Here is a 23,466-nt window from a genome sequence, read left to right on the forward strand (position 1 = left end):
CTTTGTGACATTTATTAACCCGAAAAACTTTTTATATACATAAAAATATCATTTATACCTGTTTATATGGTTATTCAGTAATAAAACCAAATTTTATCTATATTATTTTCAATAATTCTTTTTATTAAAGAATTAAAATCTTAAGTTGAGTCATCAATTTTCATTCATTAGGCAACATTACAAACCACTAAATAAAATTTATGCAAAAGAAAAATTACCAATCTATCGGAAAACAATTTGGCTTGTTCCTTTTTGGTTTTACCATTATCGCTAGCTCCTGTCAGGAACTTGGCGAAGATCAGACAATCGCAGAAATGGAGAATGTGTCCTTGATAAAGGAGCAGGGTTTTATACCCGGAAAATTTATCGTGGTCCTTCAGGAAGATAATCTTCAGCTAAATTTCAGGAAAACTGACAGTTATGAAGATGTACAGGCGGGCATGAGGATTGTTTCCAATGATCTGGCAGCCCGATACAATGTCTCCGAACAAAAAATAGATCGCGTTTATGGTAACCTGCTTACCGGATTTTCTGTTGAGTTGACCTCCCGACAACTAGAGGCAATGGAGCAGGATCCGGCCGTGAGCTATATCGAACAGGATGGCTATGCCTATGCCAGTACAACAACAACCCAATCCAATGCAACTTGGGGTTTGGATAGGATAGACCAGCGGGCATTGCCTTTGAATGCAAATTACGAATACAAAACAACAGGTTCTGGTGTTACTGCTTATATCATCGATACTGGCATTAAACGTGACCATGTTGATTTTGGTGTAAGGGCACAAGCCTCAGGGTTTGATGCCTTCGGAGGTAATGGAGAGGACTGCAACGGTCATGGGAGTCATGTTGCAGGTACTGTTGGCGGGACAATTTATGGCGTAGCCAAAGGAGTCTCGTTGGTAGCGGTCAGGGTACTGGATTGTAATGGATCAGGATCCTGGAGCGGGGTAGTAGCCGGAATGGACTGGGTAGCCTCAAATGGAAGCAACAAGTTAAGTGTGGCCAACATGTCTCTTGGAGGTGGTGCTAGCCAAACTATAGACGATGCAGTGGGGAGAATGTATGATGCCGGTATTCCTGTAATTGTTGCTGCGGGAAATGGAGACAGTCGTGGAAGAGAGCAACCTGCCTGTAATTATTCCCCCGCAAGAGCCCCTAAGGCCTATACTGTCGGTGCCACTACTACAACAGATGGAAAAACCTCATGGTCAAATTACGGTAGCTGTGTAGATATTTTTGCCCCTGGTGCTGGAATAACTTCTGCTTGGTATACCAGTAATACCGCACTCAGCACCATTAGCGGTACAAGTATGGCATCTCCTCACGTAGCAGGGGTTGCAGCGCTTTATTTAGAGGCGAATACTACTGCAGGTGTGCAGGCAGTTTATGATTTTATTTCTGCTACCGCTACCCAAGGAATCGTCACGAACTCCAGCACTGCTAAAAATCATCTCCTGTATTCTCTGGGAGAAGGAAACAATAACGGCGGTCCAATTGTGGATCCAGTGGATCCAGAACCAGCTAGTATTGTACTTTCAGGTTCAGGCGCTAAGATTAAGGGTTTGTTTACTGCCAATTTGAAATGGAATGGAGCAAGTTCTGCTAATGTGGACATTTACAGAGGTTCTGTAAAAGTTGCGACCATTTCCAGTGCAACCGGTCAATATACAGATAACACAGGCTTAAAAGGAGGCGGTTCCGTCACCTATAAAGTTTGTGAAGCTGGAACGGGAACTTGTTCCAATGCATTGACTTTAAACTATTAATACCAATTTCAATTAAGAGCAAATGAGAGCCGTTCGGAAATTCTGAACGGCTCTTTTTTAACGCATTTTTTTCAGTTGATACAGGATATCCTCAAGACCGTTCAAACGGATTTCATAAAGTGTACTTAGCCACATCCCAAGTTTTCCCTCCGGGAAACCTTTTTTGTTCATCCAAACCAAATAATCTTCAGGAACATCACAGAGGAGTTTTCCTTTATATTTTCCAAAAGGCATCTTTTTGGTCACCAAATCCATCAGAATTTCTTTATCCATTCCCAAATGTAGATGTTTTTATCTAAGGTAAAATTTTTCACCTGCGCATTGACACTTTAAACTTTTAGTCATTACAAACCGTCATTAAGTGTTTTTTTGATAAGAAACCAATATCTTGAGGGTTGGAAATAAATTGAATAACATTCAAAAAACAATTAAGTATCAATCCTCCAACACCAAGTGTCCATGAAAAAATCAATATTCATACTTTATGTACTTTATATCTCACTGCAACCCAGTCTTGGCCAGGAACTGGCTGGAAGCTGGAAAGGGGAATTAGATGTAATGGGGCAAAAGCTGCCATTGGTATTTAACTTTCAAAAGGAGGGCGGGGAATGGGCCGGAACAATGGATAGTCCAAATCAGGGAGCTAAGGGAATTAAACTTTCCAAAGTCCTTTTTGAAGGGATTTTATTGAACTTGGAAATTGCCGCTGGTGGGATATCTTATGAAGGAATTCTAACTTCCGAATTGATCAAGGGAAAATTTACCCAAAATGGAATGAATTTCCCCCTCGATCTCCAAAAATTATCTGTAGATGCTGTGGATGAAGTACCAAAACGACCACAAACTCCAATCGCACCTTTTGATTACGATTTGGAAGAAACCACTTTTGAAAACCTTAGTGCTGGGATTAAGCTGGAAGGGACAATCACTAAACCAAGAGGGGATGGGCCTTTTCCTGCTGTTATTTTGATTTCAGGTTCAGGCCCACAAGATAGAAACCAGGAAATTTTAGGACATAAACCATTTTGGGTGGTAGCGGATTACCTGACCAGTCAGGGAATTGTTGTTTTCAGGTATGATGAAAGGGGTGTTGCCACCTCAGAGGGAGATTTTGCAACAGCAACTTCCATAGATTTCCAAAAGGATGCAGAAAGTGCTTTGGATCATCTCAGCAAATTTCCATTTGTGGATCAAACCAAAATTGGAGTGATTGGCCATTCTGAAGGGGGCATGATCGCTTGGGAAATTGGTGCAGGTGCAATCTCACCCAATTTCCTTGTAGCCTTGGCCGCACCCGTGGTACCCATTTCCGATTTGATGGTCAAACAGACCAAAGACATCGCACGTTCTTCCGGTTTGTCAAAAACCTTCGTCGATCAACAGGTTTCTTTTAATGCGTCTTTTTATGAATTGTTGAAAATGAGCAACAGCGAAGCGGAAGCAAAATCAAAACTGACAGGCTTGATTGAGGAATCGTTGGCAAATCAAGAACTTTCAGATGAAACCAAAAGCCAGCAAAAGGAAGCTCTCTTGAAAGCTTATGAGCCCAATATCAGCCCTTGGCTCATCAATTTTCTCAAAACCAAACCAGAAATAGCCATTTCAAAAATAAATATTCCTGTATTTGCCGCCTTTGGTGGAAAGGATCTTCAGGTAAATGCTGCCGAAAACGGCAATTTGTTGAACTCACTTTTTGAGGAGAAAAGTGAGTTGCTCCATTTAAAAGTTTATCCAGAAATGAACCATCTTTTCCAAACTGCAAAAACGGGCGCTGTAAGTGAATACAGCCAGATAGAAGAATCTATCAGTGAGGAAGTTTTGCGGGATATTGCCGCATTTATTTTGAAACGATAAGGCTAAGAAATAAAAATCATAAACAAGACCAGCCCTTAGATTTTTTTACCTCGGTTGTACTTAAAAAAATGGATCCCAAGTGGGCGTATTCCCATCGGGATCCATTTTTTTTTGAACAGAACAATCAAAAGCCAATAGCTGTATCGTCGCCTCGCTTATCAGCTCCACCTTCCAATTTACCGTTTGGCAAAACAAGAATGGCATCGACTTTCCCGATGATTGGCGTATTGTTTTTATTGATCAAATACCCTTTTTTCTCCAATTCCTTAAGCAGCTCATCAGAGAATCCCTGAGGCTCAAAGGTCACATTATCCGGTAACCACTGGTGGTGGAATCGCGGTGCGTTGACGGCTTGCTGCATGCCCATATCGAATTCGACCACGTTCAAGATTGTTTGCAATACGGCTGTGATAATGGTGGACCCTCCAGGAGTTCCCACTACCATGAAAAGTTTTCCTTCTTTTTCCACCAAGGTAGGGGTCATGGAACTGAGCATTCTTTTTCCAGGCTCTATTGCATTGGCTTCGGCACCGATAAGTCCAAACATATTGGGAACACCGGTTTTGGAGCTGAAATCATCCATCTCATTGTTGAGGAAAAAACCCAAATCATCACAGTACAATTTAGATCCGTATGCGCCATTGAGTGTTGTCGTGATTGAAACAGCATTTCCAAAAGGGTCAACGATGGAGTAATGGGTAGTTTCATCACTTTCTTGGAATTGGATTTCACCCTGTGCCAATTCCGATGACAAAGTGGCTTTATCGAAGGAGAAAGATTGCATCCTTGCATTTAAATAATCCTTCTCCATCAACTTCCCAACAGGGATTTCCACAAAATCGGGATCTCCCAAATAATAATTTCTGTCGGCGTAGGCCCTTCTTTCTGCTTCAGTCAGTACCTGGATGAATGGCAGTGAATTATGTCCCAATTGAGCCAAATCAAATTTTTCTACCATTCCCATAATTTGCCCCAAAGTGACGCCTCCGCTACTGGGGGGTGCCATGGAGATTATTTTATATCCTTTATAGGGGAAGGTAAGTGGGGTTCTCCATTTGGCTTCATAGCTGGCAAGATCCTCCAATGTGATAATTCCGCCGTTTTCCTCCAAAAATTGGACGAGTCGTTTTGCGGTTTCCCCTTTATAAAACTCATCTCTTCCACCTTTGGATATCCGCATCAGGGTTTCTGCCAATGCTGGATATTTTATGGTATCGTTCACTTGGTAAGTCGCAGCAAAAAGGGTGTTTTCTCCGCTGACTTTGATGATATCCGCCCGACTTCCAGCCAATCTTCTCTCTTGCTTTTCAGTGACAATCACTCCTTTTTTTGCCAATTCAATGACGGGAGCAAGGATGACCTCAATCGGCAATGATCCAAATTTTCGGTGCACTTCAAAAACCCCTGCGATGGTTCCCGGTATACCAACAGCCATTGCGCCATGTGTGCTTTTGCCAGGGATCACGTCGCCATTTTCATCCAAATACATATCCCTTGTAGCGGCCAATGGGGCTTTTTCCCGATAATCAATGGAACCTATTTCTCCATCTGACATCCGGTAAACCATAAAGCCTCCGCCACCCAAATTTCCCGCAAATGGATATGCAACAGCCAATGCCAACTCGGTCGCCACCATCGCATCAAAGGCATTCCCTCCTTGTCGAAGGATTTCAATCCCTATTTCTGAGGCCTCTTTACGGGCCGATACAACCATCGCTTTGGCTGCGACCAATCCATTTTCCTCGGAGACATTGTCTTTTTTTTCCCCACAGGAGAAAAACAGAAAAAGAAATCCCAAGAATATCGGAAACTGAGAAAAATTCGGCTTGAAGTTTTTCATGTTATTTCAAAAGTGTTTCATTGAATAATTTCAGTATTCGCTTGTATTCATCCGTCCAACTGCTGGGCTCCACAAATCCATGGTCCTCAACTGGATAAACTGCCATTTCCCAATTGTCTTTTTCCAATTCAATGAGTCTTTGGGCCAACCGAACCACATCCTGAAAATGCACATTGACATCCAACATCCCGTGCGCAATCAGCAGATTGCCTTTCAAGCCTTCGGCGAAGTTGATAGGGGAAGATCTTTCATAAGCAATGGGATCATTGAAAGGCTCATTGAGGATATTCGATGTATAACCGTGATTGTAGTGTGCCCAATCTGTAACAGAACGCAAGGCACCACCTGATGTGAAGGTCTCAGAGGCATTAAAAAGCGCCATCAATGTGATGAAGCCCCCATAACTGCCTCCATAAATCCCGATGCTCCCGGCGTTTACGCCATGCTGGGCCATTAAATATTTTGCCCCATCGACCTGATCTGATAGGTCTTTTCCACCCATATGACGGTATATGGCCGTTCGCCAATCTCTGCCATATCCTGCAGACCCACGATAGTCAATGTCCAAAACCGTGTATCCCAAATCCGTCAGCAAATTGTGGAACATGTATTCCCTAAAATAACTCGACCACCACTTGTGGACATTTTGAAGGTATCCGGCACCATGAACGAAAATAACGGCTGCGCCATTGTTATTGCTCGCATCGGGAGTGTAAAGTCTCGCTGGGACTTTGGCGCCATCTGCAGCATCAAAGTGGATCAGGGAAGACTCTCTCCAAGGATATTCTTTGAATGCATTGCTTTGCCCGTCGGTCAATTGTTTTGCCTTTGCCTTGGAAGAATTTGCTTGAAGATACAATTCCCAAGGTTGGTTGCTGGATGAAAAAAGTATCGCCAATTGTTTTTCGTCAGGGGAAAGTGTGACGTCGTTGTTTCCAGTCATGCTGGTCAATTTCTCCATTTTCCCACCCATCAATGGCATCTTATAAAAATGCCTTTCTCCAGGATGGACTTCAGAACTGGTCAAATACCAAGATTTACCATCTTTTGAAATGAAGGGGTTGAAAACTTCGTAATTTCCAGCTGTCAGGGCTTTTTTTGTCCCTGATGTGATGTCCAAAAGATAAAGGTGGGAAAATCCTGTTTCCTCGGATTGGAAATAGATGTGTTTGTTGTCGGATAGCCAACCCAAGGTGCCACCGCCAAAACTGGAGCCCACGCCAGGACCGCCTACCCAGGCCTCATCTCTCTGTCTATCCAACGTTTTAAGTGTCCCTGTTGATAAATCCAAGAGGGATATCCATCTGTCCTTGTTGTCAAAAGAGCGGATATTGATAATTGCATTCTTGCCATCATTTGAAAAAACAGGGCTGGAAGGAATGATTTTCCGGTCTTTTTCCTCCCATTTCTTTTCAGGGTAATCCTTGACATAGTCGGGCAGATCCTTGATGCCGGGAAGGTTATCCGCCGATACCATCATTACACTGTCGGTGGTCAAATTATAAATACCCAATTCAACTTTCACCGGGTCGTCACCCACTTTCGTTCTTGCAGCGATGTTGGTGGTGTAACCGGTCACCTCAGTGTAATCAGGAACGTCTGTTCTTTTGTTCTCCGAACGCGTGATCAATGAAAAAGTGACGAATTTCTCGTCAGGAGACAATTGTAGGTTGGATATCTGTTTTGTACCCGTGAAGAAAGGCTTAGGTTTTTTTTCTTCTGTTGCTTCTCGATACGCCTTTGTTTGTGCTTTTTTATCTTCCCTATCTTTAATGACACCGAGTAATCTTAAATTATCTTCTTTCAGCCATTCCTCTTTTTGGCTGGCTTTCTTTTCCTTGGATTCGGGATCGACGCCGATTTGGATATTGGTGACTTTTTGGATCTTGCCGGAGGGGATATCAAAAACGTAAAGGTTGTTTTTGGATTCAAATGCGATGCGGTTTTCATCTTTCAAAAACCTTGGATTGGAAATCCGGTCTCCAAATAAAAGCAAACTCTTTTTTTTGTTTAATGCGGATTCATAAAGGAACAATTCATCACTTTTCGAAAAAAGTTTTTTGGTTTTGGAAATGTTGTCTGAGGCATTATTGGGAATAATCTCAAGTTGTTCTTTCAATCCGACTTTTGTGATTTGGGAGGTTTGATTGAGGCTGATTTTATACAGTGAATCCGAAGGATCCTGATTTTTGTTGTAGTTGAAATAAATCAATTGCCCTTGGGCATCCCAATCCAGGTTTGATGGGAAAGTGCCCATCCACTTGGGATCTTGCATGATCTTCTCTACTGTCAGCTTGTTTTGTGCAATTGACAGGTTAACAAAAAAGAAAAGAAAGAGAATGGAGGTATGCAGTTTTTTCATATCAAAGTCCGATTTTTCCGAAAATTATCGGAAAAATCGGACTTTGACTGGAAATAAATTATAGGTGGTAAATTTTAATTTTGTGTAGTCAAAGATTTTTCAAAAAGGAATTGAGTTCTGCATCCAAAATATCCAAATCCTTAAGCAATTCAAGGTATTTTGGATGGGAATTTTCAAGGTCAGCTTCAATCTCTTCCAGAAGTTTTCTGGTTTTCATGGCTCCCACATAACTCATACTCGGTTTGGATTTATGACACTTTTTTTTCACCATTGCCAAATCCCCTGAAACATAATACTGTTCCAAATGCTTCAGATCGTTGAAATTGGTGTCAAGGATGATTTGAATCATCTCTCTAAGCATCTCCTCATCATCATCACCGAAATACTGAAAAATAATTTGCGGATTTATCAATTGATACATAAAATGTCGTAATTGTTCTTTTGGAGAGTTAAAAACTTAAAGTAATAATAAAGTAAATTACTTACAATTAGATTAAAATTAAAAACATTTTTTTTTAAATTAGGATTACCTGTTTATGAAAATGACTTTGGGGAAAAGGATGGGGGAAAGTTTCTTTGTGCCTTTCCGATTTGGAGTGCTTATAGTTCTTTTGTTTTTAGTTCAAGAAGTGTTTAGAATTGATCTGGCATTTTTGGGTATTTTCCCGATGAAAATCAAATTTTTGCACGGCGTTCTGTTCTCGCCACTTATTCATGGCAATGTTTTGCATCTCATTTCGAATTTGATTCCTTTTCTGGTATTGGGGACAAGTTTGTATTTTTTTTATGATAAAGTAGCCGATCGGGTAATCCTCCAGTGTTATCTTTTTACAAATTTGATCGTTTGGTTTGCTGGCAGACCCTATTTTCATATCGGGGCGAGTGGTTTGGTTTATGGTTTGGCCTTCTTCATGATCTCCTTGGGGATTTTTAGGGGGACCGTGAAATCAATAATTATCTCCTTTATCACTATTTTTCTATATGGCGGCATTATCTATGGCGTACTCCCCACAGACAAAAAAATTTCATGGGAGTCTCATTTGGCGGGGACTGCGGTCGGGATTGTTTCAGCTTTTCAAGTCAGCAGAAAACGAAAAATTAGTAGTTTTTAAACACGATTGTTTGAACTATTTTTGCCAAAATAAAACCGAATTGGATACATTGATGTTAATCTGACAATGCTTATGAATAGGAAAAAACTTATCTTTTTAATAATAGCGGTTCTCTTCATGATAGCCATGGTGATTATTGGAATTGATATTTCTTCCCGAACCACCTTTCCTGGATCAAAGGGAAACCTGAAAGAAAGAATTGTACCCACCGATAGTATCAAAAAAAATGAAGAACCGAAACAAGATTGATATCAGTAACTTTGATCTGGAGAAAATGAAGGAGAAGACCACCGATAATCCGGGACTTCTTCCCTACGCGCACCAAGCGGGCAGTGCGATCATTAGACCAGAGGACAAGGGCAAAATAACCGGAAGGGCTGTATCTGCGATGCATTCACAGACGGATATGCAAATGTCCCAGATTTACCAACAAATGCAGCTTTTGGCAGACCAAGCAAAACTTATTCAAAAGCGGTTGGAAGTTTCCGAAAGAATCTATCAAGCCTCGATTGGGTTTGAACCCTTGATCAACCATCATTACTTCCTTTATGAAAAAGAAGATGGATCAGATTTTATGAGTATGATTGCACCTGAAGAATGGGGGAGGAAGGGGAGTTTTGCCACCTTCATTGCAGAAGTCAATTTGCTGGCGGATCATACCTGGGACATCATCCGAAAAGGGGAATAAACAAAGTTAAAAATCGTGCACAATTTAAAAGTAAATCATCTCATTCAAATACTTGAGGAGGCAGCCGTAGAATTGGAAGAAGCCTTCATTTTTCAGGTTAACCCTGAGTTTTTGAAGGGTAAGGGAGAAATTCTTTTGTCAGAAGCTTTTGCTGCTTTGGGAGGTGAAGGACAACCCATTTTATTGGATTCTCTCAAATTCGATTTTAAAATCAATCGATTTTTATTTCTTTATGATGATGAAGTCCATTTTAACAGGTACAGGTTAAGTACTTTGAAAACAGGTATTTATGATGTATTTTCTTTTTATTGGGCCGATGCATACAAAAGGCAATGTAGGACCTTCGAAAGAGAATGTCTAAAAGTGGGTTTGCAGGAAAGAATTTGGAATGGTCCACCTATCGCTGCAAAAGTTTTTGGGAAAGGGGAGGAATTCGGAGATCTTTCCGGGAATGGGTCTCCGGGTTGGAAGCTGAATGCATACAATGATGCCCAGTATGATCTGATGTCAAGGCTGCATGGATATAAATTGATCAGAATATCGGTTTACGAAAACATCATGACCGGAGGAAGCCTAAAACAAATAGACGGACTTCTACTAAATCCCAAAGAGGAAAACCACAAGGCGATTTCCAATTGGCTTTTGAGAAAAATGGAATAAAGGATCTCTCGAATTCTCAAAAGATCCTTTATTCCATTTCAATCAGGAAAACAAACCGTGGATTTCTACATCCACCCTTCCCACAATGGCTGAAAAATCCTCTGGATTGGCAACAAAATCAAGGTCATTCACATCCACGATCAGAAGTTTACCTTTGTCATAACTCCCAATCCAGTCCTCATAATGGGTATTGAGATTTTTTAAGTAATCTATTCGGATTGAGTTTTCGTACTCGCGACCACGTTTTTCGATTTGACCCACCAATTTTGGAATATCTGCTTTCAGATAAATCAAAAGGTCGGGCGCTTTCACCAAATTTATCATGGAATTGAACAGGCTCAAGTAATTTTCATAATCCCTTTCTGATATCAACTTTGATTTATGAAGGTTTGCGGCAAATATATAGGCATCCTCATAGATGGTCCTGTCTTGGATCACCGAAATTTCACTTTGCCTAATTTTAGTGATTTGATTGAATCTACTGTTGAGGAAATACACCTGAAGATGGAAGGACCAACGCTTCATGTCCTCGTAAAAGTCCGCCAAATAGGGATTGTTGTCCACTGCTTCAAACTCAGCCTTCCAACCATAGTGTCTGGCCAACTTTTCCGTCAATGTTGTTTTGCCACTTCCGATATTTCCCGAAACCGCTATATGCATTTTTTTTGATGAGATGAACCGTAAGATTTTGTTCGGTTACTAAACCGAACAAAATCTTACGGTTTTATTTGATGAATTTATTTAAATCTCTCTGAAACGACCAATTCCTTGCTACCCGCAGTGTATTTGTAAAAACCTTCACCTGTTTTGACTCCTTTAAAATCCGCAGCTACCATATTGACCAAGAGTGGGCATGGAGCATATTTTGGATTGCCAAAGCCATCCTGAAGGACCTTCATTATGGATAAACAAACATCAAGGCCAATAAAATCCGCTAATTGTAATGGCCCCATAGGATGCGCCATTCCGAGTTTCATCACGGTATCGATTTCCTCAATTCCCGCTACCCCCTCATATAAAGTGTAGATGGCTTCATTGATCATCGGCATCAAGATTCTGTTGGCAACGAAGCCTGGGTAATCGTTTACCTCCACGGGGCTTTTTCCGATGGTTTTGGAAAGCTCCATGATCTCCATTGTCACGGCATCAGAAGTCGCATAACCTCTGATGACTTCTATCAGTTTCATTATCGGCACAGGGTTCATGAAGTGCATGCCAATGACACGTTTCGCTCTTTTGGTGGCCGCCGCGATTTTGGTGATAGAAATGGAGGAAGTATTGGAGGACAATATGGTGTCAGCTGGGCAAAGACTGTCCAATTGTTTGAAAATCTCCAATTTGACGGCAACATTTTCTGTGGCCGCTTCTATAACAAGATCTGCATTTTTTACCCCTTGGCCCATTTCGGTGAAGGTTTGAATATTGTTCAAGCCTTGGACCTTGTCCTCCTCTGTCAATATTCCCTTACCGATTTGGCGGTCGAAGTTTTTACCTATGATAATCATGGCTTTGTCTAAAGCAGCCTGATTAATGTCTATCAAGGCTACCTGAAAGCCATGCTGGGAAAAAAGATGGGCGATGCCATTTCCCATGGTACCGGAGCCAATCACTGCAATGTTTTTCATATGATATTGGGGTTTATATTTATGGTCTTAAGGGAACGTCGGCAGCATACCTAATTGAAGGCTGGGGTTCACCGTTGTTTGGAACGTCAAATCTAATTTGATTCGCAAGGAAATCCAATTCCTACTTCAAGTAATTTAGTTACCTTTGTAGCATGGAAGAATTGGGGAAAATCAATCAATTATTGATCAATAGGTTCACGGCAAATGGTGCATACTTGGCGCTTCACAATGGAGATGAACTGCTTTTACCAAAAAGTTACCTGAAAGGGGATGAAAAAGAAGGGCAAGAAATCGAAGTGTTTGTGTACACAGACAGTGAGGACAGGCCTGTAGCGGTCACCAACCGACCAATAGCATTGGTGGATGAATTTGCCGTCATGGAAGCCAAGGAAATCACGAAATTCGGAGCCTTCATGGATTGGGGATTGATGAAAGATCTTTTTGTGCCAATGGCCGAAATGGCGAAACCAATGGAAAAGGGAAACCATTACCTGGTTCGGGTTTGTAAGGATTTTCAAACCAACCGGTTGATTGGTGTCTCCAAATACGAGGATTTTATCATCACCGATACCCAAGGTTTTCAGGCTGGTCAAGAAGTGGAAGCTTGGATTTTTGACGAAACAGATTTGGGTTTCAAGGCATTGATTGAAAACAATTTTGAAGGATTGATTTTTAAAAATGAGGTTTTTCAGAAGATTGAAGTCGGTGAAAAAATAAAGGCATTTGTCAAAAAACGTAGGGAAGATGGGAAGTTGGATCTTCAGATTCAGCCCATTGGAAGGGAAAAGTATGAAGAAGGGGCGGAAAAAATCCTGGAAGTCTTAAAAGTGCAGAAATTCTTGCCCCTTCACGATAAATCATCCCCTGATGCCATCAAAGAGTTGTTGGGAATGAGTAAAAAACATTTCAAACAGTCAATAGGTCAATTGTACAGTGCTAAAAAAATAAAGATCACAGACGAAGGGATTGAACTGGTTTAGTCCAGTTTCAATACATCGTTTGGGCTTATACACAATACCGCTTTATTTTTTTTGATGGCGATGGGCGCCTTGATCAGATAAGAAAATCTGATCAATATATTCAACCAGCCTTCGTCATCCCAGGTTTTTCCTGCAATGTGGGTTTGATAATCCGGATGTGCCCGATTCAGAAGATCTTTGGGCCGTAGATTCAGTTTATCCAGTATAGACAACCATCCCGTCGTGGTTATTTTTTCCTTTTCCATATTTATTTCATTGATATGGGTGGCAACTACCTGCGCATAAGCCCGGGTTTGCTTGTCCACCGGATTGCTGGGGTTGAAATAGAAAAACAATTCATTGGGGTGCATTTTCATAATTCATAGTGTTAGGTAGTTTAATATAGCGGTTTTTATCTTATTCACAAAATAAATTGCTGATATTTTGTGAATAAACCATATTTTAATATTAAAAAATTAGGTTTTACAAACAGGATGTTGTGTTGATTTTTGAGAAAAGCGAATGGGTGTAAACCGATTATTAGGTTTCAGTTGAAAATGCGACAGGCAAAATAGCTGTTGTACCGGTTTCAGGTAATTTCAGGAATTAACCCTTCAAAATTGTTTTTTGTCAACCAATTCATTCGGAAATCACAAAAGGACCTGAAAATCAATGCTTTTTTAATCCCTATAACCTTGAATTTACCCTGTCAATTAAAAATTCAAATACTTTATAAAAGTTTTTTAGGATGTAAAGCAATCTCTTCACTATTTTAGGCTTTTAAACCTATTGAAGATAGCCATGAATAAACAAGAAGAGCATTTTTTGGGAGTAGACGTAGGGGGAACCCATCTAAAAATCGGATTGGTAAACCGCCAGGGAGATATCATTTCCTTCGACAAAGAAGACACGACCCCGTACAGAGAAAATCCAGAGGGCTTTAACGCCTGTTTTATCAATGGATTGGCAAAATACCTCAAAAAATATCCCGAAGTCAGGAAAGTTGGGATTGGACTTCCAGGGCTGATTTCCAAAAACAGGACGACAACACTTGAGATTCCGGCGATACCGGCACTCAACGGTTTTAATCTCAAGAAGGGACTTCTGGAAAAATATCCAGATATAAAATTTTATTTGGAAAACGACGCAGCTGCAGCAGCGCTTGGTGAATTCAGATACGGTAAAGAAAATCCATCCGACAATTTCCTTTTCATTACCATGGGTACAGGCATTGGCAGTGGATTGATTCTGGATGGTGAAATATTCAAAGGTTCCAGAGGCAATGCCATGGAAATGGGACACATGCTTTCGCACGGAAATGCCGGTTTGGAGAAGTTGATCGGTAGGGATGGGATTTTAAGAATTCTGGAACGTTTGATCCAAGCTTACCCTGTTCTCGCGGGCGATGATTTGACCAACAAAGAGCTTGGGACCCATTTACTTGTGGATACCGCAAAAGCAGGGAATAAGGTTTCCTTGATGGTTTTTGAGGAAGTTGGAAGAATCCTAGGAGAAGCTATCGTTTCCACCATCAGGATTTTGGATGTAACAGAGGTTTATTTTGGAGGTGGGATTTCTGCAGGTTTGGAATTTATGATGCCTTCTTTGGACAAAACCGTCAGGCAATATCTGACCCCATATTATGTAAAAGATCTTAAATTGAAAAAAGCCACCTTGGACAACAATGCCGGTACTTTGGGTGCCGCAGCTTTGTGTTTTATGGATTAAGGTTGGTGATGGTCACTTCGCTGACTTTACTGATCGCATTCATTCGAAAAAGAACCTTTAGGGGTTCTTTTTCATTTTCCACCCCTGTACATTCATTGGAAGGTTCCAGAAAATAGTAGAAGAAACTTTGGCTTTTGTCAAACAATTCCACACGGTCTGGTCTCCCAAAGGTTTTGATCAACTCTTGGTTGTTGATGCCCAAAAAATCATTTTTTATTTTTCTGAATTCTTCGATATCCTGGATGCGAAGCCCTTTGCATCCATATCTGTCATTCTTCCAATTTTCAATATTGATTTTGCCAGCTTCTACTTTGGATGTACAGGAAGTGAATTGGAAAATAAGCGCAACGCTGAATGCGGAGATCAAAATTTTATGCATTCTGAGTATTGTTTTGAATTTGGGCCTGAAATTTTTTCACGGTATTGAGATTTAACCAAAGCCAAAAGTACGAGACGAAAGCATAAACGGAAAGTACAATCCACATTATATTTTCAGAGAGCATTTCACCGCCAACGTACCAAATGAACAGGGAGAAAATTGTAATTCTCAGCACTTCCTGAACATGGTACCACTTACTTTGTTCAAATATTCCCGAGAAACTGACCGTGCTCCATACGATCAATCCTGAAATCAGGATCTTTGACAGGATGCCAAATGTATCCAAATTGAAAAGAAAGAATGCCGTCAAACCCATCAACAAAACATATTGGAAAAACACATAATAGTTGAGTGGGTTGGGCATTGTGGTGGTGAATTTTTCGTAGTTGGGTTCTACTTCCTTAGGCGCCCGATATCCTCCCAAATAATCTGGAAGCCAGCCCGGCTTTTTGAAAAGGTATCTGATGCGATCCTTCCAATTGTGTATTTGGCCCAATTCCTCTTTCATACTGGAGTAGTGGGAAATATTTACCCAGACTGGATTCCAACTTTTTACAGGCGTGGTAATACCATAAGTCGGTCTTTCCTCTTCTTCCTTGAAAGTCCCAAACCATTTATCGAAGAGGATAAAAGTTCCTCCGTGGTTTTTGTCGATATATTTGGGGTTTCTGCCATGGTGCACCCTATGATGGGAGGGAGTGTTCATGAATTTCTCCAAAAACCCCATTCTGTCAATGGCCTCCGTGTGAATCCAAAATTGGTACAACAAGTTTAGCCCAGAGACCAGAACCAAAGAAATGGGATCAAATCCAATCAATGCCAATGGCAGATAAAAGAAAAATGTCCAAAGGGTTTGCGTCGAACTTTGTCTCAAGGCCACGGATAAATTGTACTCCTCGCTGGAATGGTGGACGACATGTCCGCCCCAAAACAAATTGATTTCATGGCTCATTCGGTGGGCCCAATAATAACAGAAATCGTAGAGGAAAAAAAGAAGCAGGAAAGTCCAGATGTTGCTCTGGATCTGCATCAGGGCAAAGTTTTCAAAAACCAAAGTATATACGCCAATGGACAACACCTTGATAAAAACACCCGTTACTTGAGACATCACTCCAAGATTGATGTTGGTAATCGCGTCATTCAACCGGTAACTTGGGTTCTCTTGAAATCGCAAAACGATCAATTCAATGCCCATCAGTAGAAAATAAATGGGAATGGCGATCACTACAGGACTAAGGTTCATTGGATATCAGGTATTTGGGTTTTTGATGATTGCATCCTAAATAAAAACTAAATAAAGGAAAAAACAGTTTCGCATTTCTATAATCTTAAATCTTTATATTAGCGGCTTAAATTTAATCAAACATGCATTTTCGATTCGGTAAAGTATTTCATTTCTTCTCGGTACTGTTATTTATTTTCTCTTTCTTATTCATTTATGCTTCCCTTTCAGAACAAGTGGCCTATGCGATAGACGACCAAGGGACTGTTTTAAAACAAGTTTCCAAGGAAAGTTTCTTCTATACCGGGATCATTTTTTTTGTGGTCCTAAACGTTTTGATCATTTTTCCTGGCAAAATGGTGGAGAACCAAAGCACCAAAAATATCAAAAGATTGTTTCCAGTCGGAGATCCTGCAAGGGATCGGATGCTGATTTGGATATATAGTTTCGCTGGAATCATCAATGTTTGTTTGGCCATTATGCTGCTTTTTATCAAAAGCCTCAACCACCAAAATGAAATCAGCATGTCAGAATTCAGCTTTTTCTTTTATCTGATACCCGTATTTTTTGTAGTTTGGATCATCGCCTTGTTTTGGATTTTATTGGAAAAATTCAAATCAGTCCAAGTTAAATAATTATCAAGACTTTATAAATCAATTTCAATAAATGGCAGAAAACTTTCAATATACCGAAGACAGCATTAAGTCCCTTGATTGGAGAGAACATATCCGGATGAGACCTGGGATGTATATCGGAAAACTTGGGGATGGGAGTGCTCAGGACGATGGTATCTATGTTTTGGTCAAAGAGATTCTGGATAATAGTATCGATGAGCACATGATGGGATATGGGCGCACCATTGAAATCAAAATCTCTGACCACAAAGTGGAAGTTAGGGATTATGGTCGTGGGATTCCCCTTGGGAAAGTGATCGACTGTGTGTCCAAGATCAATACCGGAGGAAAATACGATTCTGGAGCATTTCAAAAATCCGTTGGTCTGAACGGAGTTGGTACAAAAGCCGTCAATGCCCTTTCCGGTTATTTCAAAGTACAATCTTATCGTGACGGAGAAACCAAAGTAGCGGAATTTGAAACCGGAAATTTGACCATGGAAAAACCCATCGACAAGACCTCCGAAAGAAATGGTACCAAAATCATCTTTACACCGGACCCCACTGTTTTCAAGAATTACCATTTCATTCCTGAATACCTGGAAAACCAAATCTGGAATTACGCTTTCCTAAATGCAGGATTGACCATTAATTATAATGGCAAGAAGTTTTTCTCGGAAAAAGGACTTTATGATCTTTTGATGAGAAAAGTGGACGAGGATTCCATTCGGTATCCGGTTATTCACCTCAAAGGAAATGACATCGAACTTGCCCTTACCCATTCCAACCAATACGGAGAGGAATACTATTCCTTCGTGAATGGACAATATACAACACAAGGGGGTACACACCTTGCGGCATTCAGGGAAGCTTTGGTAAAGACCATTCGCGAGTTTTATAAAAAAGACTATGATGCATCCGATATCAGGCAAGGAGTCGTAGCAGCCATCGCCGTAAGGGTAGTGGAGCCGGTTTTTGAATCCCAGACCAAAACTAAATTGGGTTCCCAGACCATCGGCCCGGACGGACCGACACTCAGAACCTTTGTCAACGATTTCATCAAAACCGAACTTGACAATTACCTGCACAAAAACCCGGCGGTTGCAGATGCTTTGTTGAAACGGATTCTGCAATCGGAGCGCGAAAGAAAGGAAATATCCGGCATCAAGAAATTGGCCAATGAAAGGGCTAAAAAAGCAAACCTTCATAATAAAAAACTAAGGGATTGCAGGGCTCATTATGATGATCCGAAGGCGGATGAGGAATTGAAAAACCAAACCATGCTTTTCTTGACCGAAGGAGATTCTGCCTCAGGATCAATTACCAAATCCCGAAATGTCCAGACGCAGGCAGTATTTTCCCTGAGGGGAAAACCGCTCAATTGCTATGGGATGACCAAAAAGGTGGTTTATGAAAACGAAGAATTCAATCTTCTTCAACATGCACTGAATATAGAAGATGGTATAGAAAACCTTAGATACAGGAAAATTGTAATCGCCACCGATGCCGACGTGGATGGGATGCATATCAGGCTGCTGATCATGACCTATTTCCTTCAGTTTTTCCCAGACTTGGTCAAAAACGGACATTTGTATATTCTCGATACACCATTGTTCCGGGTAAGGAATAAAAAAGAAACCATCTATTGCTATACCGACGAAGAGCGACAGAGGGCGATCCATAAATTGGGGAAAAATGCTGAAATCACCAGATTTAAAGGTTTGGGAGAGATTTCCCCTGGGGAATTCGGAGGATTTATAGGCGAAGACATCCGCTTGGAGCCGATTATCCTGAGCAAGGAAACCAAAATCAGTGAATTGCTCAATTTCTACATGGGCAAAAACACACCCGACAGGCAGAATTTCATCATTGCGAATCTTAAAATTGAAAAGGACATTGTTTTTGATGATCCAGCCCAAAAGGATGATGAAGAAGAAGAATCTGAAGCTGCGTAAACTTGATGATGGCTGATTTTATTCAGTAATTAAACAATTAAACTTGAATACCCACTTGTACGCTCTGTGTACCAAAATCAATATTTTGTAAATGAGTGAAGATAGTAATATTAACAATCCAGAGTCAGAAGGAACCTTACATGAATCCATTCCGGTAACCGGAATGTACAAAGACTGGTTTTTGGATTATGCATCTTATGTGATCTTGGAAAGGGCCGTTCCAGCGATTGAGGACGGTCTTAAACCGGTCCAATGCAGGATTCTCCACGCAATGAAGGAGATGGATGATGGCCGATTCAACAAGGTGGCCAACATCATTGGCCAATCGATGCAATACCATCCCCATGGTGACGCATCGATCGGGGATGCGATTGTCAACCTAGGTCAAAAGGAACTTTTGATAGAAACCCAAGGAAACTGGGGAGATATCAGAACTGGTGATGGTGCAGCGGCTTCCCGTTACATAGAAGCAAGGCTTTCCAAATTTGCCCTTGAAGTAGTCTTCAATGCACAAACGACAGACTGGCAGCTTTCTTATGATGGAAGAAAGAAAGAACCGGTCACACTTCCGGTAAAATTCCCGCTTTTATTGGCGCAGGGAGTTGAAGGGATCGCAGTAGGTCTTTCCACCAAAATCCTACCACATAACTTCATCGAATTGATCGAGGGATCCATCCAAATCCTGAAAGGAGAAAAAACAAATATCCAACCGGATTTCCCAACCGGAGGACTCGCGGATTTCACGGAATACAACGAAGGACTTCGCGGTGGCCGGATTAAGGTTCGCGCCAGGATCGAAGAGGGAGATAATAAAACCTTATTGATCAAGGATATACCATTTGGTGTTACAACCAATACTTTGATTGAATCCATCATCAAAGCAAATGATAAGGGAAAGATCAAAATCAAAAAAGTGGTTGACAATACGGCGAAGGATGTAGAAATCCAGATCCAATTGGCACCGGGTCAATCCCCAGACATGACCATTGATGCCTTGTATGCCTTCACGGACTGTGAAGTGAGCATCTCTCCAAATGCCTGTGTGATCATCGAAGACAGACCGGTGTTTTTGAGTGTCAACAAAATCTTGGAATACAACACCAAGCAAACCAAAGCTCTCCTGAAAAGGGAGTTGGAAATCCGAAAAGGGGAGTTGTTGGAAAAATTGCTCTTTTCTTCACTGGAAAAAATATTCATCGAAAACAGGATTTATCGCGACATAGAGGAGTGCGAAACATGGGAATCTGTTATCCAAACGATCGACAAGGGACTTGAACCTTTCAAACCAAATTTTTACAGAGAGATCACCACAGAGGACATTGTCCGATTGACAGAGATAAGAATCAAGAGGATTTCAAAATTCGATGCTTTCAAGGCTGATGAATTGATGCGCAAGCTAGAGGAAGAATTGAAAGAGGTCAATTACAACTTGAAGCACCTGACTGAATATGCTGTCAATTATTATCAAAACCTTATTGCAAAATACGGAAAAGGAAGAGAGAGGAAAACGGAAATAAGAACCTTTGACACCATCCAAGCGACTTTTGTGGCCGCCAACAATGCCAAGCTTTATGTGAATAAAGCCGATGGTTTTGTCGGCTATGGCTTGAAAAAAGATGAGTTCGTTTGTGATTGTTCTGACCTTGACGATGTGATCGTGATCCGTAGGGATGGCAAATGTGTGGTTTCCAAAATACAGGAAAAAGGATTCCTTGGAAAAGACATCATCCATGTCGCGATTTTCAGGAAAGGTGATGAGCGCATGGTTTACAATTTGATTTATCTGGATGGAGGTTCAGGCAAATCGATGGTCAAACGTTTTCAGGTTTTGGCGGTGACCCGCGATCGGGAATATGATCTTACCAAAGGAACCAAAGGCTCCAAAATCATGTATTTGACGCCCAATCCGAATGGAGAAGCGGAGATTGTGACGGTTTATCTTACACAAGGAGCAAAAGCAAGGGTAAAAGTATTCGACTTTGATTTCAGTACGATAGAAATAAAAGGCAGGAGTGCGGGAGGGAATATTTTGACCCGCTATCCTGTGAGAAAAATTCAGTGGAAAATGGAAGGTGTTTCCACACTTGGAGGATTGAATGTCTATTACGATTCTTCCGTGGGCAGACTGAATACGGACCAAAGAGGCAAATTGATTGGGAATTTTCTTGGGGACGATCGGATCCTTGTTTTCTACAAAAATGGAGAATATGAATTGACCACCTTTGAGGTCACCAATAGGTATGAAGCATCCGAAGTGTTGTTGATTGAAAAATTCAACTTAAAGAAAGTAGTATCAGCTGTCTATTTTGATGGAGCCAGCAAGACCTATTATGTCAAACGCTTTCAAATCGAGACCACTACACTCAATAAAAAATTCCACTTCATATCAGACCACAAGCAATCCAAACTCAAAATCATCTCCACAGAAAAACAACCTCAGGTGAAAGCCATCCTTGAAAAAGGGAATGAGACTGAAGAGCACGAGTATGATTTGGACATGTTGATCGATGTCAAAGGTTGGAAAGCCCTTGGCAATAGACTTTCCAGTTTCCCAATCAAAGAATTGACTTTATTGGAATCTGTGAAGGAGGAAGAGCCAGAAAACAGCAGTGAAAATCCAGACAAAGAAGGTGATGATTTGGAAGTTGGAACGACCGTTGAGATGAAGATAAAAAAGGAGGATGATGAACAGATGGATTTATTTTAAGAAAAATCCATAATTCACATTTGGTAATTTAAATGCCCTTAACTGAAGAGTTAAGGGCATTTTTATGTTTATTTTTTCATGATAGGAAGAGAAATGCTACTTGGGTATTTGCTGGAGTGGTGGATGTTGTTGGTTGCCACCACAGCTTCTGTCTCGTCATAATTATTTCCTCCCGTATTCATGTTTCTGTCAAATCTCGGGAAATTTGAGCTGGAAACCTCGATTCTGACGCGGTGTCCTTTTTCGAAATAATTGGATGTGGACATCGGTGTCAAATTCACTTCATAGACTTTTCCTTTTTCCATAAAGACTTCTTTTTCATAACCTTCCCGGTATCTTACCCTTTGAATGGTTTCGTCAAGGTTATATGCTTTCCCATCAGGATAGACATCAATGATTTTGATGGTCAAGTCTGTGTCCTTTACATCGGTGGAAAGGAACAATTTTGATTCGATAAAACCACTTATTTCGACGCCCTCTTCAAAGGGTTCGGAAGTATAGACCAAAATATCTTCCCTCATTTCCATTTCTTGTTGGTCAAATGAACCACCTTGGACGGCATTGCCAGTACAGCAAACATTTCCCCCGTATGAAGTTACAGGATCCATGGGATCATATTGGAAGGTGTCTGGATTGTCTTTTCTTGACTTTTTTGTAGTCAAGACACCATCTCCCATTCTTGAATTCGCCTTCCCCTTACTGTCCAAGAAGTAGGTGACCATTTCGGCTTCTTTTGGTGGCCAAGTGTCAGATGTTTGCCATTTATTGGACCCCATTGTGAAATAGGTGACACGGGGCAATTCGGCTTTCAAATTCCCTTCTTCGCCTTTTAACCAATGGTCAAACCAAGCGTAGGTCATATCATTGTAAGGAAGTCTTGCATCTCCCATGCTTCTTTCACCGACGACAGTGTTTTCAGTTGCCCGAGTAAAAGCGCAATGTAGGGTAGGGGCAATCACCAAATATTGGTTGTCTCTCATCGCCTGGTCTTTGGCATTTTCCCTTACATGGTTGAAAAGTGCCAAATTTGGGCTGGATGACACATCATACCAAGACACAAACCAGTAACTTGGTTTGTTGAAAGGCATATCATCATGGTACAAGCCACCTTCAAACCATTTTGGATCATTGGGTTTTCTGGTGATCATCTCTTCGTAGAGACCTTTGGGACCATTCACATTTTTGATGATGTCCTGGACCGGAAGATGACTCAGGCCTTCTTTCCAATCCACGCGCGGATACCTTGGCGCCATGTCATAAAAACGCTGCAATCTCAATAAATCTTCTTGGGAAATACCCTCGGCAAGTTTTGGGGCCATTGGGTCATTTTGTGTCCCATACAGCCAAGCGGTAAACAGCATTTGTCCCGCTCCACCGCGATACCAATTGCCTTGTTCGTGGTAATCACCAATTCTTCCGACACCAGCGCCAAAAGCTTGTGGAACCATGGCTGCATGCGCAGGATGATCCAATGAAGCAACGGCCATTTGCCATTCAGCAGTCGAAGAACAACCAATCGTTCCGATTTTCCCATTGCTCCAAGCTTGATCGGCCATCCAGGTAAATGCATCGTAGCCATCGGTCAGCGGTGCACCCAAGATTTCCCATTCCCCTTCGGAAAAAAATCTTCCTCTTTCGTTTTGGACCACATAGGCATACCCTTTTTCAACAGCCTCCAGTGCTGTCTGTAACGTTCTGGTGACGAGTTCTCCATCTCGATAGGAATTGAAATTGTAAGGTGTGCGAGAAAAAATGATTGGGACTGGTTGGTCAGTTTTTGGTCGATAAATATCGGTAGACAACCGAACGCCATCTCTCATGGGCATCATTACCTTTTGGTCCACAATGGCAATTTCTTCCAATTGTTGAAGGACGTTTTTTTCTTGTGCCCAGGCGACTCCATTAAAAAATAATAGGAGCCCCAATAAGTAAAATCTGGTTTTTTTCATAGAATGTCTTTTTGATGAAAACAATTTATGATAATAATAATAAT

The 23,466-nt window shown here is 41.2% G+C and carries 20 protein-coding genes; 10 read left to right on the forward strand and 10 right to left on the reverse strand.

Features of this window, described 5'->3' with window-relative positions; all coding sequences use genetic code 11:
• Positions 1-200 precede the first annotated feature (200 nt).
• Positions 201-1,769: a S8 family peptidase gene (locus F824_RS0122815; RefSeq protein WP_019600262.1), complete on the forward strand. Its 1,569-nt coding sequence runs from the start codon at positions 201-203 to the stop codon at positions 1,767-1,769.
• Between the two features lie 57 nt (positions 1,770-1,826).
• Here F824_RS0122815 and F824_RS0122820 read toward each other — a convergent pair whose 3' ends face one another.
• Complete coding sequence (locus tag F824_RS0122820; RefSeq protein ID WP_019600263.1) at positions 1,827-2,042, reverse strand: DUF3820 family protein; 216 nt, start codon at positions 2,040-2,042, stop codon at positions 1,827-1,829.
• A gap of 186 nt (positions 2,043-2,228) precedes the next feature.
• On the opposite strand from F824_RS0122820, the gene F824_RS0122825 reads away from it, so the two are divergent.
• Positions 2,229-3,623, forward strand: a complete 1,395-nt coding sequence (locus F824_RS0122825; protein WP_019600264.1) for an alpha/beta hydrolase — start codon at positions 2,229-2,231, stop codon at positions 3,621-3,623.
• Between the two features lie 124 nt (positions 3,624-3,747).
• On the opposite strand, the gene ggt is transcribed toward F824_RS0122825, so the two are convergent.
• The 3 genes from ggt to F824_RS0122840 all read right to left on the reverse strand — a co-directional run bounded on the left by ggt (position 3,748) and on the right by F824_RS0122840 (position 8,246).
• The gene (gene ggt, locus F824_RS0122830; protein WP_019600265.1) at positions 3,748-5,463 is read right to left on the reverse strand and encodes a gamma-glutamyltransferase; all 1,716 of its coding nucleotides are present in this window, start codon (positions 5,461-5,463) and stop codon (positions 3,748-3,750) included.
• Position 5,464: 1 nt separating this feature from the next.
• Positions 5,465-7,825: a S9 family peptidase gene (locus tag F824_RS0122835; RefSeq protein ID WP_019600266.1), complete on the reverse strand. Its 2,361-nt coding sequence runs from the start codon at positions 7,823-7,825 to the stop codon at positions 5,465-5,467.
• A gap of 88 nt (positions 7,826-7,913) precedes the next feature.
• A complete protein-coding gene (locus tag F824_RS0122840) occupies positions 7,914-8,246 on the reverse strand; it encodes a hypothetical protein (RefSeq protein ID WP_019600267.1) in 333 nt (110 codons plus the stop codon).
• Positions 8,247-8,361: 115 nt separating this feature from the next.
• Here F824_RS0122840 and F824_RS0122845 point away from each other — a divergent pair, with 115 nt between their 5' ends.
• From F824_RS0122845 to F824_RS0122860, 3 genes are all read left to right on the forward strand, one after another.
• Positions 8,362-8,937, forward strand: a complete 576-nt coding sequence (locus tag F824_RS0122845) for a rhomboid family intramembrane serine protease (protein WP_019600268.1) — start codon at positions 8,362-8,364, stop codon at positions 8,935-8,937.
• A gap of 226 nt (positions 8,938-9,163) precedes the next feature.
• The gene (locus F824_RS0122855; RefSeq protein WP_019600270.1) at positions 9,164-9,625 is read left to right on the forward strand and encodes a DUF2452 domain-containing protein; all 462 of its coding nucleotides are present in this window, start codon (positions 9,164-9,166) and stop codon (positions 9,623-9,625) included.
• Between the two features lie 15 nt (positions 9,626-9,640).
• Positions 9,641-10,285 carry a DUF7255 family protein gene (locus F824_RS0122860; protein WP_019600271.1) on the forward strand — a complete coding sequence of 215 codons (645 nt, stop codon included), beginning with the start codon at positions 9,641-9,643 and terminating at the stop codon, positions 10,283-10,285.
• Between the two features lie 42 nt (positions 10,286-10,327).
• On the opposite strand, the gene F824_RS0122865 is transcribed toward F824_RS0122860, so the two are convergent.
• Together F824_RS0122865 and F824_RS0122870 are read right to left on the reverse strand one after the other, a co-directional pair.
• Positions 10,328-10,945, reverse strand: coding sequence for a deoxynucleoside kinase (locus F824_RS0122865; protein ID WP_019600272.1), 618 nt, complete (start codon positions 10,943-10,945; stop codon positions 10,328-10,330).
• 77 nt (positions 10,946-11,022) lie between these two features.
• Positions 11,023-11,910, reverse strand: a complete 888-nt coding sequence (locus F824_RS0122870; RefSeq protein WP_019600273.1) for a 3-hydroxybutyryl-CoA dehydrogenase — start codon at positions 11,908-11,910, stop codon at positions 11,023-11,025.
• A 152-nt stretch (positions 11,911-12,062) separates the two neighbouring features.
• Here F824_RS0122870 and F824_RS0122875 point away from each other — a divergent pair, with 152 nt between their 5' ends.
• Positions 12,063-12,890, forward strand: coding sequence for a CvfB family protein (locus tag F824_RS0122875; protein ID WP_019600274.1), 828 nt, complete (start codon positions 12,063-12,065; stop codon positions 12,888-12,890).
• On the opposite strand, the gene F824_RS0122880 is transcribed toward F824_RS0122875, so the two are convergent.
• A complete protein-coding gene (locus F824_RS0122880) occupies positions 12,887-13,246 on the reverse strand; it encodes an arsenate reductase family protein (RefSeq protein ID WP_019600275.1) in 360 nt (119 codons plus the stop codon). The genes F824_RS0122875 and F824_RS0122880 overlap by 4 nt on opposite strands.
• A 424-nt stretch (positions 13,247-13,670) precedes the next feature.
• Here F824_RS0122880 and F824_RS0122885 point away from each other — a divergent pair, with 424 nt between their 5' ends.
• Complete coding sequence (locus tag F824_RS0122885; protein ID WP_019600276.1) at positions 13,671-14,597, forward strand: ROK family protein; 927 nt, start codon at positions 13,671-13,673, stop codon at positions 14,595-14,597.
• On the opposite strand, the gene F824_RS0122890 is transcribed toward F824_RS0122885, so the two are convergent.
• Entirely contained in the window at positions 14,587-14,976 is a 390-nt protein-coding gene (locus F824_RS0122890; RefSeq protein ID WP_019600277.1) for a hypothetical protein, read from the reverse strand. The genes F824_RS0122885 and F824_RS0122890 overlap by 11 nt on opposite strands.
• Entirely contained in the window at positions 14,969-16,219 is a 1,251-nt protein-coding gene (locus tag F824_RS0122895; RefSeq protein ID WP_026333877.1) for a sterol desaturase family protein, read from the reverse strand. Before F824_RS0122895 ends, F824_RS0122890 begins: the two co-directional genes overlap by 8 nt.
• Positions 16,220-16,341: 122 nt before the next feature.
• Here F824_RS0122895 and F824_RS0122900 point away from each other — a divergent pair, with 122 nt between their 5' ends.
• The 3 genes from F824_RS0122900 (at position 16,342) to F824_RS0122910 (ending at position 21,473) form a co-directional block, all read left to right on the forward strand.
• Positions 16,342-16,833, forward strand: coding sequence for a hypothetical protein (locus tag F824_RS0122900; protein WP_019600279.1), 492 nt, complete (start codon positions 16,342-16,344; stop codon positions 16,831-16,833).
• A gap of 31 nt (positions 16,834-16,864) precedes the next feature.
• The gene (locus F824_RS0122905) at positions 16,865-18,766 is read left to right on the forward strand and encodes a DNA topoisomerase IV subunit B (RefSeq protein WP_019600280.1); all 1,902 of its coding nucleotides are present in this window, start codon (positions 16,865-16,867) and stop codon (positions 18,764-18,766) included.
• A gap of 91 nt (positions 18,767-18,857) precedes the next feature.
• Positions 18,858-21,473, forward strand: a complete 2,616-nt coding sequence (locus F824_RS0122910) for a DNA gyrase/topoisomerase IV subunit A (RefSeq protein WP_019600281.1) — start codon at positions 18,858-18,860, stop codon at positions 21,471-21,473.
• A gap of 68 nt (positions 21,474-21,541) precedes the next feature.
• Here F824_RS0122910 and F824_RS0122915 read toward each other — a convergent pair whose 3' ends face one another.
• On the reverse strand, positions 21,542-23,422 hold the full coding sequence (locus F824_RS0122915; RefSeq protein ID WP_019600282.1) for a CocE/NonD family hydrolase: 1,881 nt from the start codon (positions 23,420-23,422) through the stop codon (positions 21,542-21,544).
• Positions 23,423-23,466: the final 44 nt, after the last annotated feature.

It is taken from the genome of Rhodonellum psychrophilum GCM71 = DSM 17998, assembly GCF_000381545.1.
GTDB lineage: Bacteria > Bacteroidota > Bacteroidia > Cytophagales > Cyclobacteriaceae > Rhodonellum > Rhodonellum psychrophilum.

Coding starts and splice junctions, on each gene's coding strand:
- F824_RS0122815 (WP_019600262.1), top strand. CDS start 201: ATGCAAAAGAAAAATTACCAATCTATCGGAAAACAATTTGGCTTGTTC.
- F824_RS0122820 (WP_019600263.1), bottom strand. CDS start 2,042: ATGGATAAAGAAATTCTGATGGATTTGGTGACCAAAAAGATGCCTTTT.
- F824_RS0122825 (WP_019600264.1), top strand. CDS start 2,229: ATGAAAAAATCAATATTCATACTTTATGTACTTTATATCTCACTGCAA.
- ggt (WP_019600265.1), bottom strand. CDS start 5,463: ATGAAAAACTTCAAGCCGAATTTTTCTCAGTTTCCGATATTCTTGGGA.
- F824_RS0122835 (WP_019600266.1), bottom strand. CDS start 7,825: ATGAAAAAACTGCATACCTCCATTCTCTTTCTTTTCTTTTTTGTTAAC.
- F824_RS0122840 (WP_019600267.1), bottom strand. CDS start 8,246: ATGTATCAATTGATAAATCCGCAAATTATTTTTCAGTATTTCGGTGAT.
- F824_RS0122845 (WP_019600268.1), top strand. CDS start 8,362: ATGAAAATGACTTTGGGGAAAAGGATGGGGGAAAGTTTCTTTGTGCCT.
- F824_RS0122855 (WP_019600270.1), top strand. CDS start 9,164: ATGAAGAACCGAAACAAGATTGATATCAGTAACTTTGATCTGGAGAAA.
- F824_RS0122865 (WP_019600272.1), bottom strand. CDS start 10,945: ATGCATATAGCGGTTTCGGGAAATATCGGAAGTGGCAAAACAACATTG.
- F824_RS0122870 (WP_019600273.1), bottom strand. CDS start 11,910: ATGAAAAACATTGCAGTGATTGGCTCCGGTACCATGGGAAATGGCATC.
- F824_RS0122875 (WP_019600274.1), top strand. CDS start 12,063: ATGGAAGAATTGGGGAAAATCAATCAATTATTGATCAATAGGTTCACG.
- F824_RS0122880 (WP_019600275.1), bottom strand. CDS start 13,246: ATGAAAATGCACCCCAATGAATTGTTTTTCTATTTCAACCCCAGCAAT.
- F824_RS0122885 (WP_019600276.1), top strand. CDS start 13,671: ATGAATAAACAAGAAGAGCATTTTTTGGGAGTAGACGTAGGGGGAACC.
- F824_RS0122890 (WP_019600277.1), bottom strand. CDS start 14,976: ATGCATAAAATTTTGATCTCCGCATTCAGCGTTGCGCTTATTTTCCAA.
- F824_RS0122895 (WP_026333877.1), bottom strand. CDS start 16,219: ATGAACCTTAGTCCTGTAGTGATCGCCATTCCCATTTATTTTCTACTG.
- F824_RS0122900 (WP_019600279.1), top strand. CDS start 16,342: ATGCATTTTCGATTCGGTAAAGTATTTCATTTCTTCTCGGTACTGTTA.
- F824_RS0122905 (WP_019600280.1), top strand. CDS start 16,865: ATGGCAGAAAACTTTCAATATACCGAAGACAGCATTAAGTCCCTTGAT.
- F824_RS0122910 (WP_019600281.1), top strand. CDS start 18,858: ATGAGTGAAGATAGTAATATTAACAATCCAGAGTCAGAAGGAACCTTA.
- F824_RS0122915 (WP_019600282.1), bottom strand. CDS start 23,422: ATGAAAAAAACCAGATTTTACTTATTGGGGCTCCTATTATTTTTTAAT.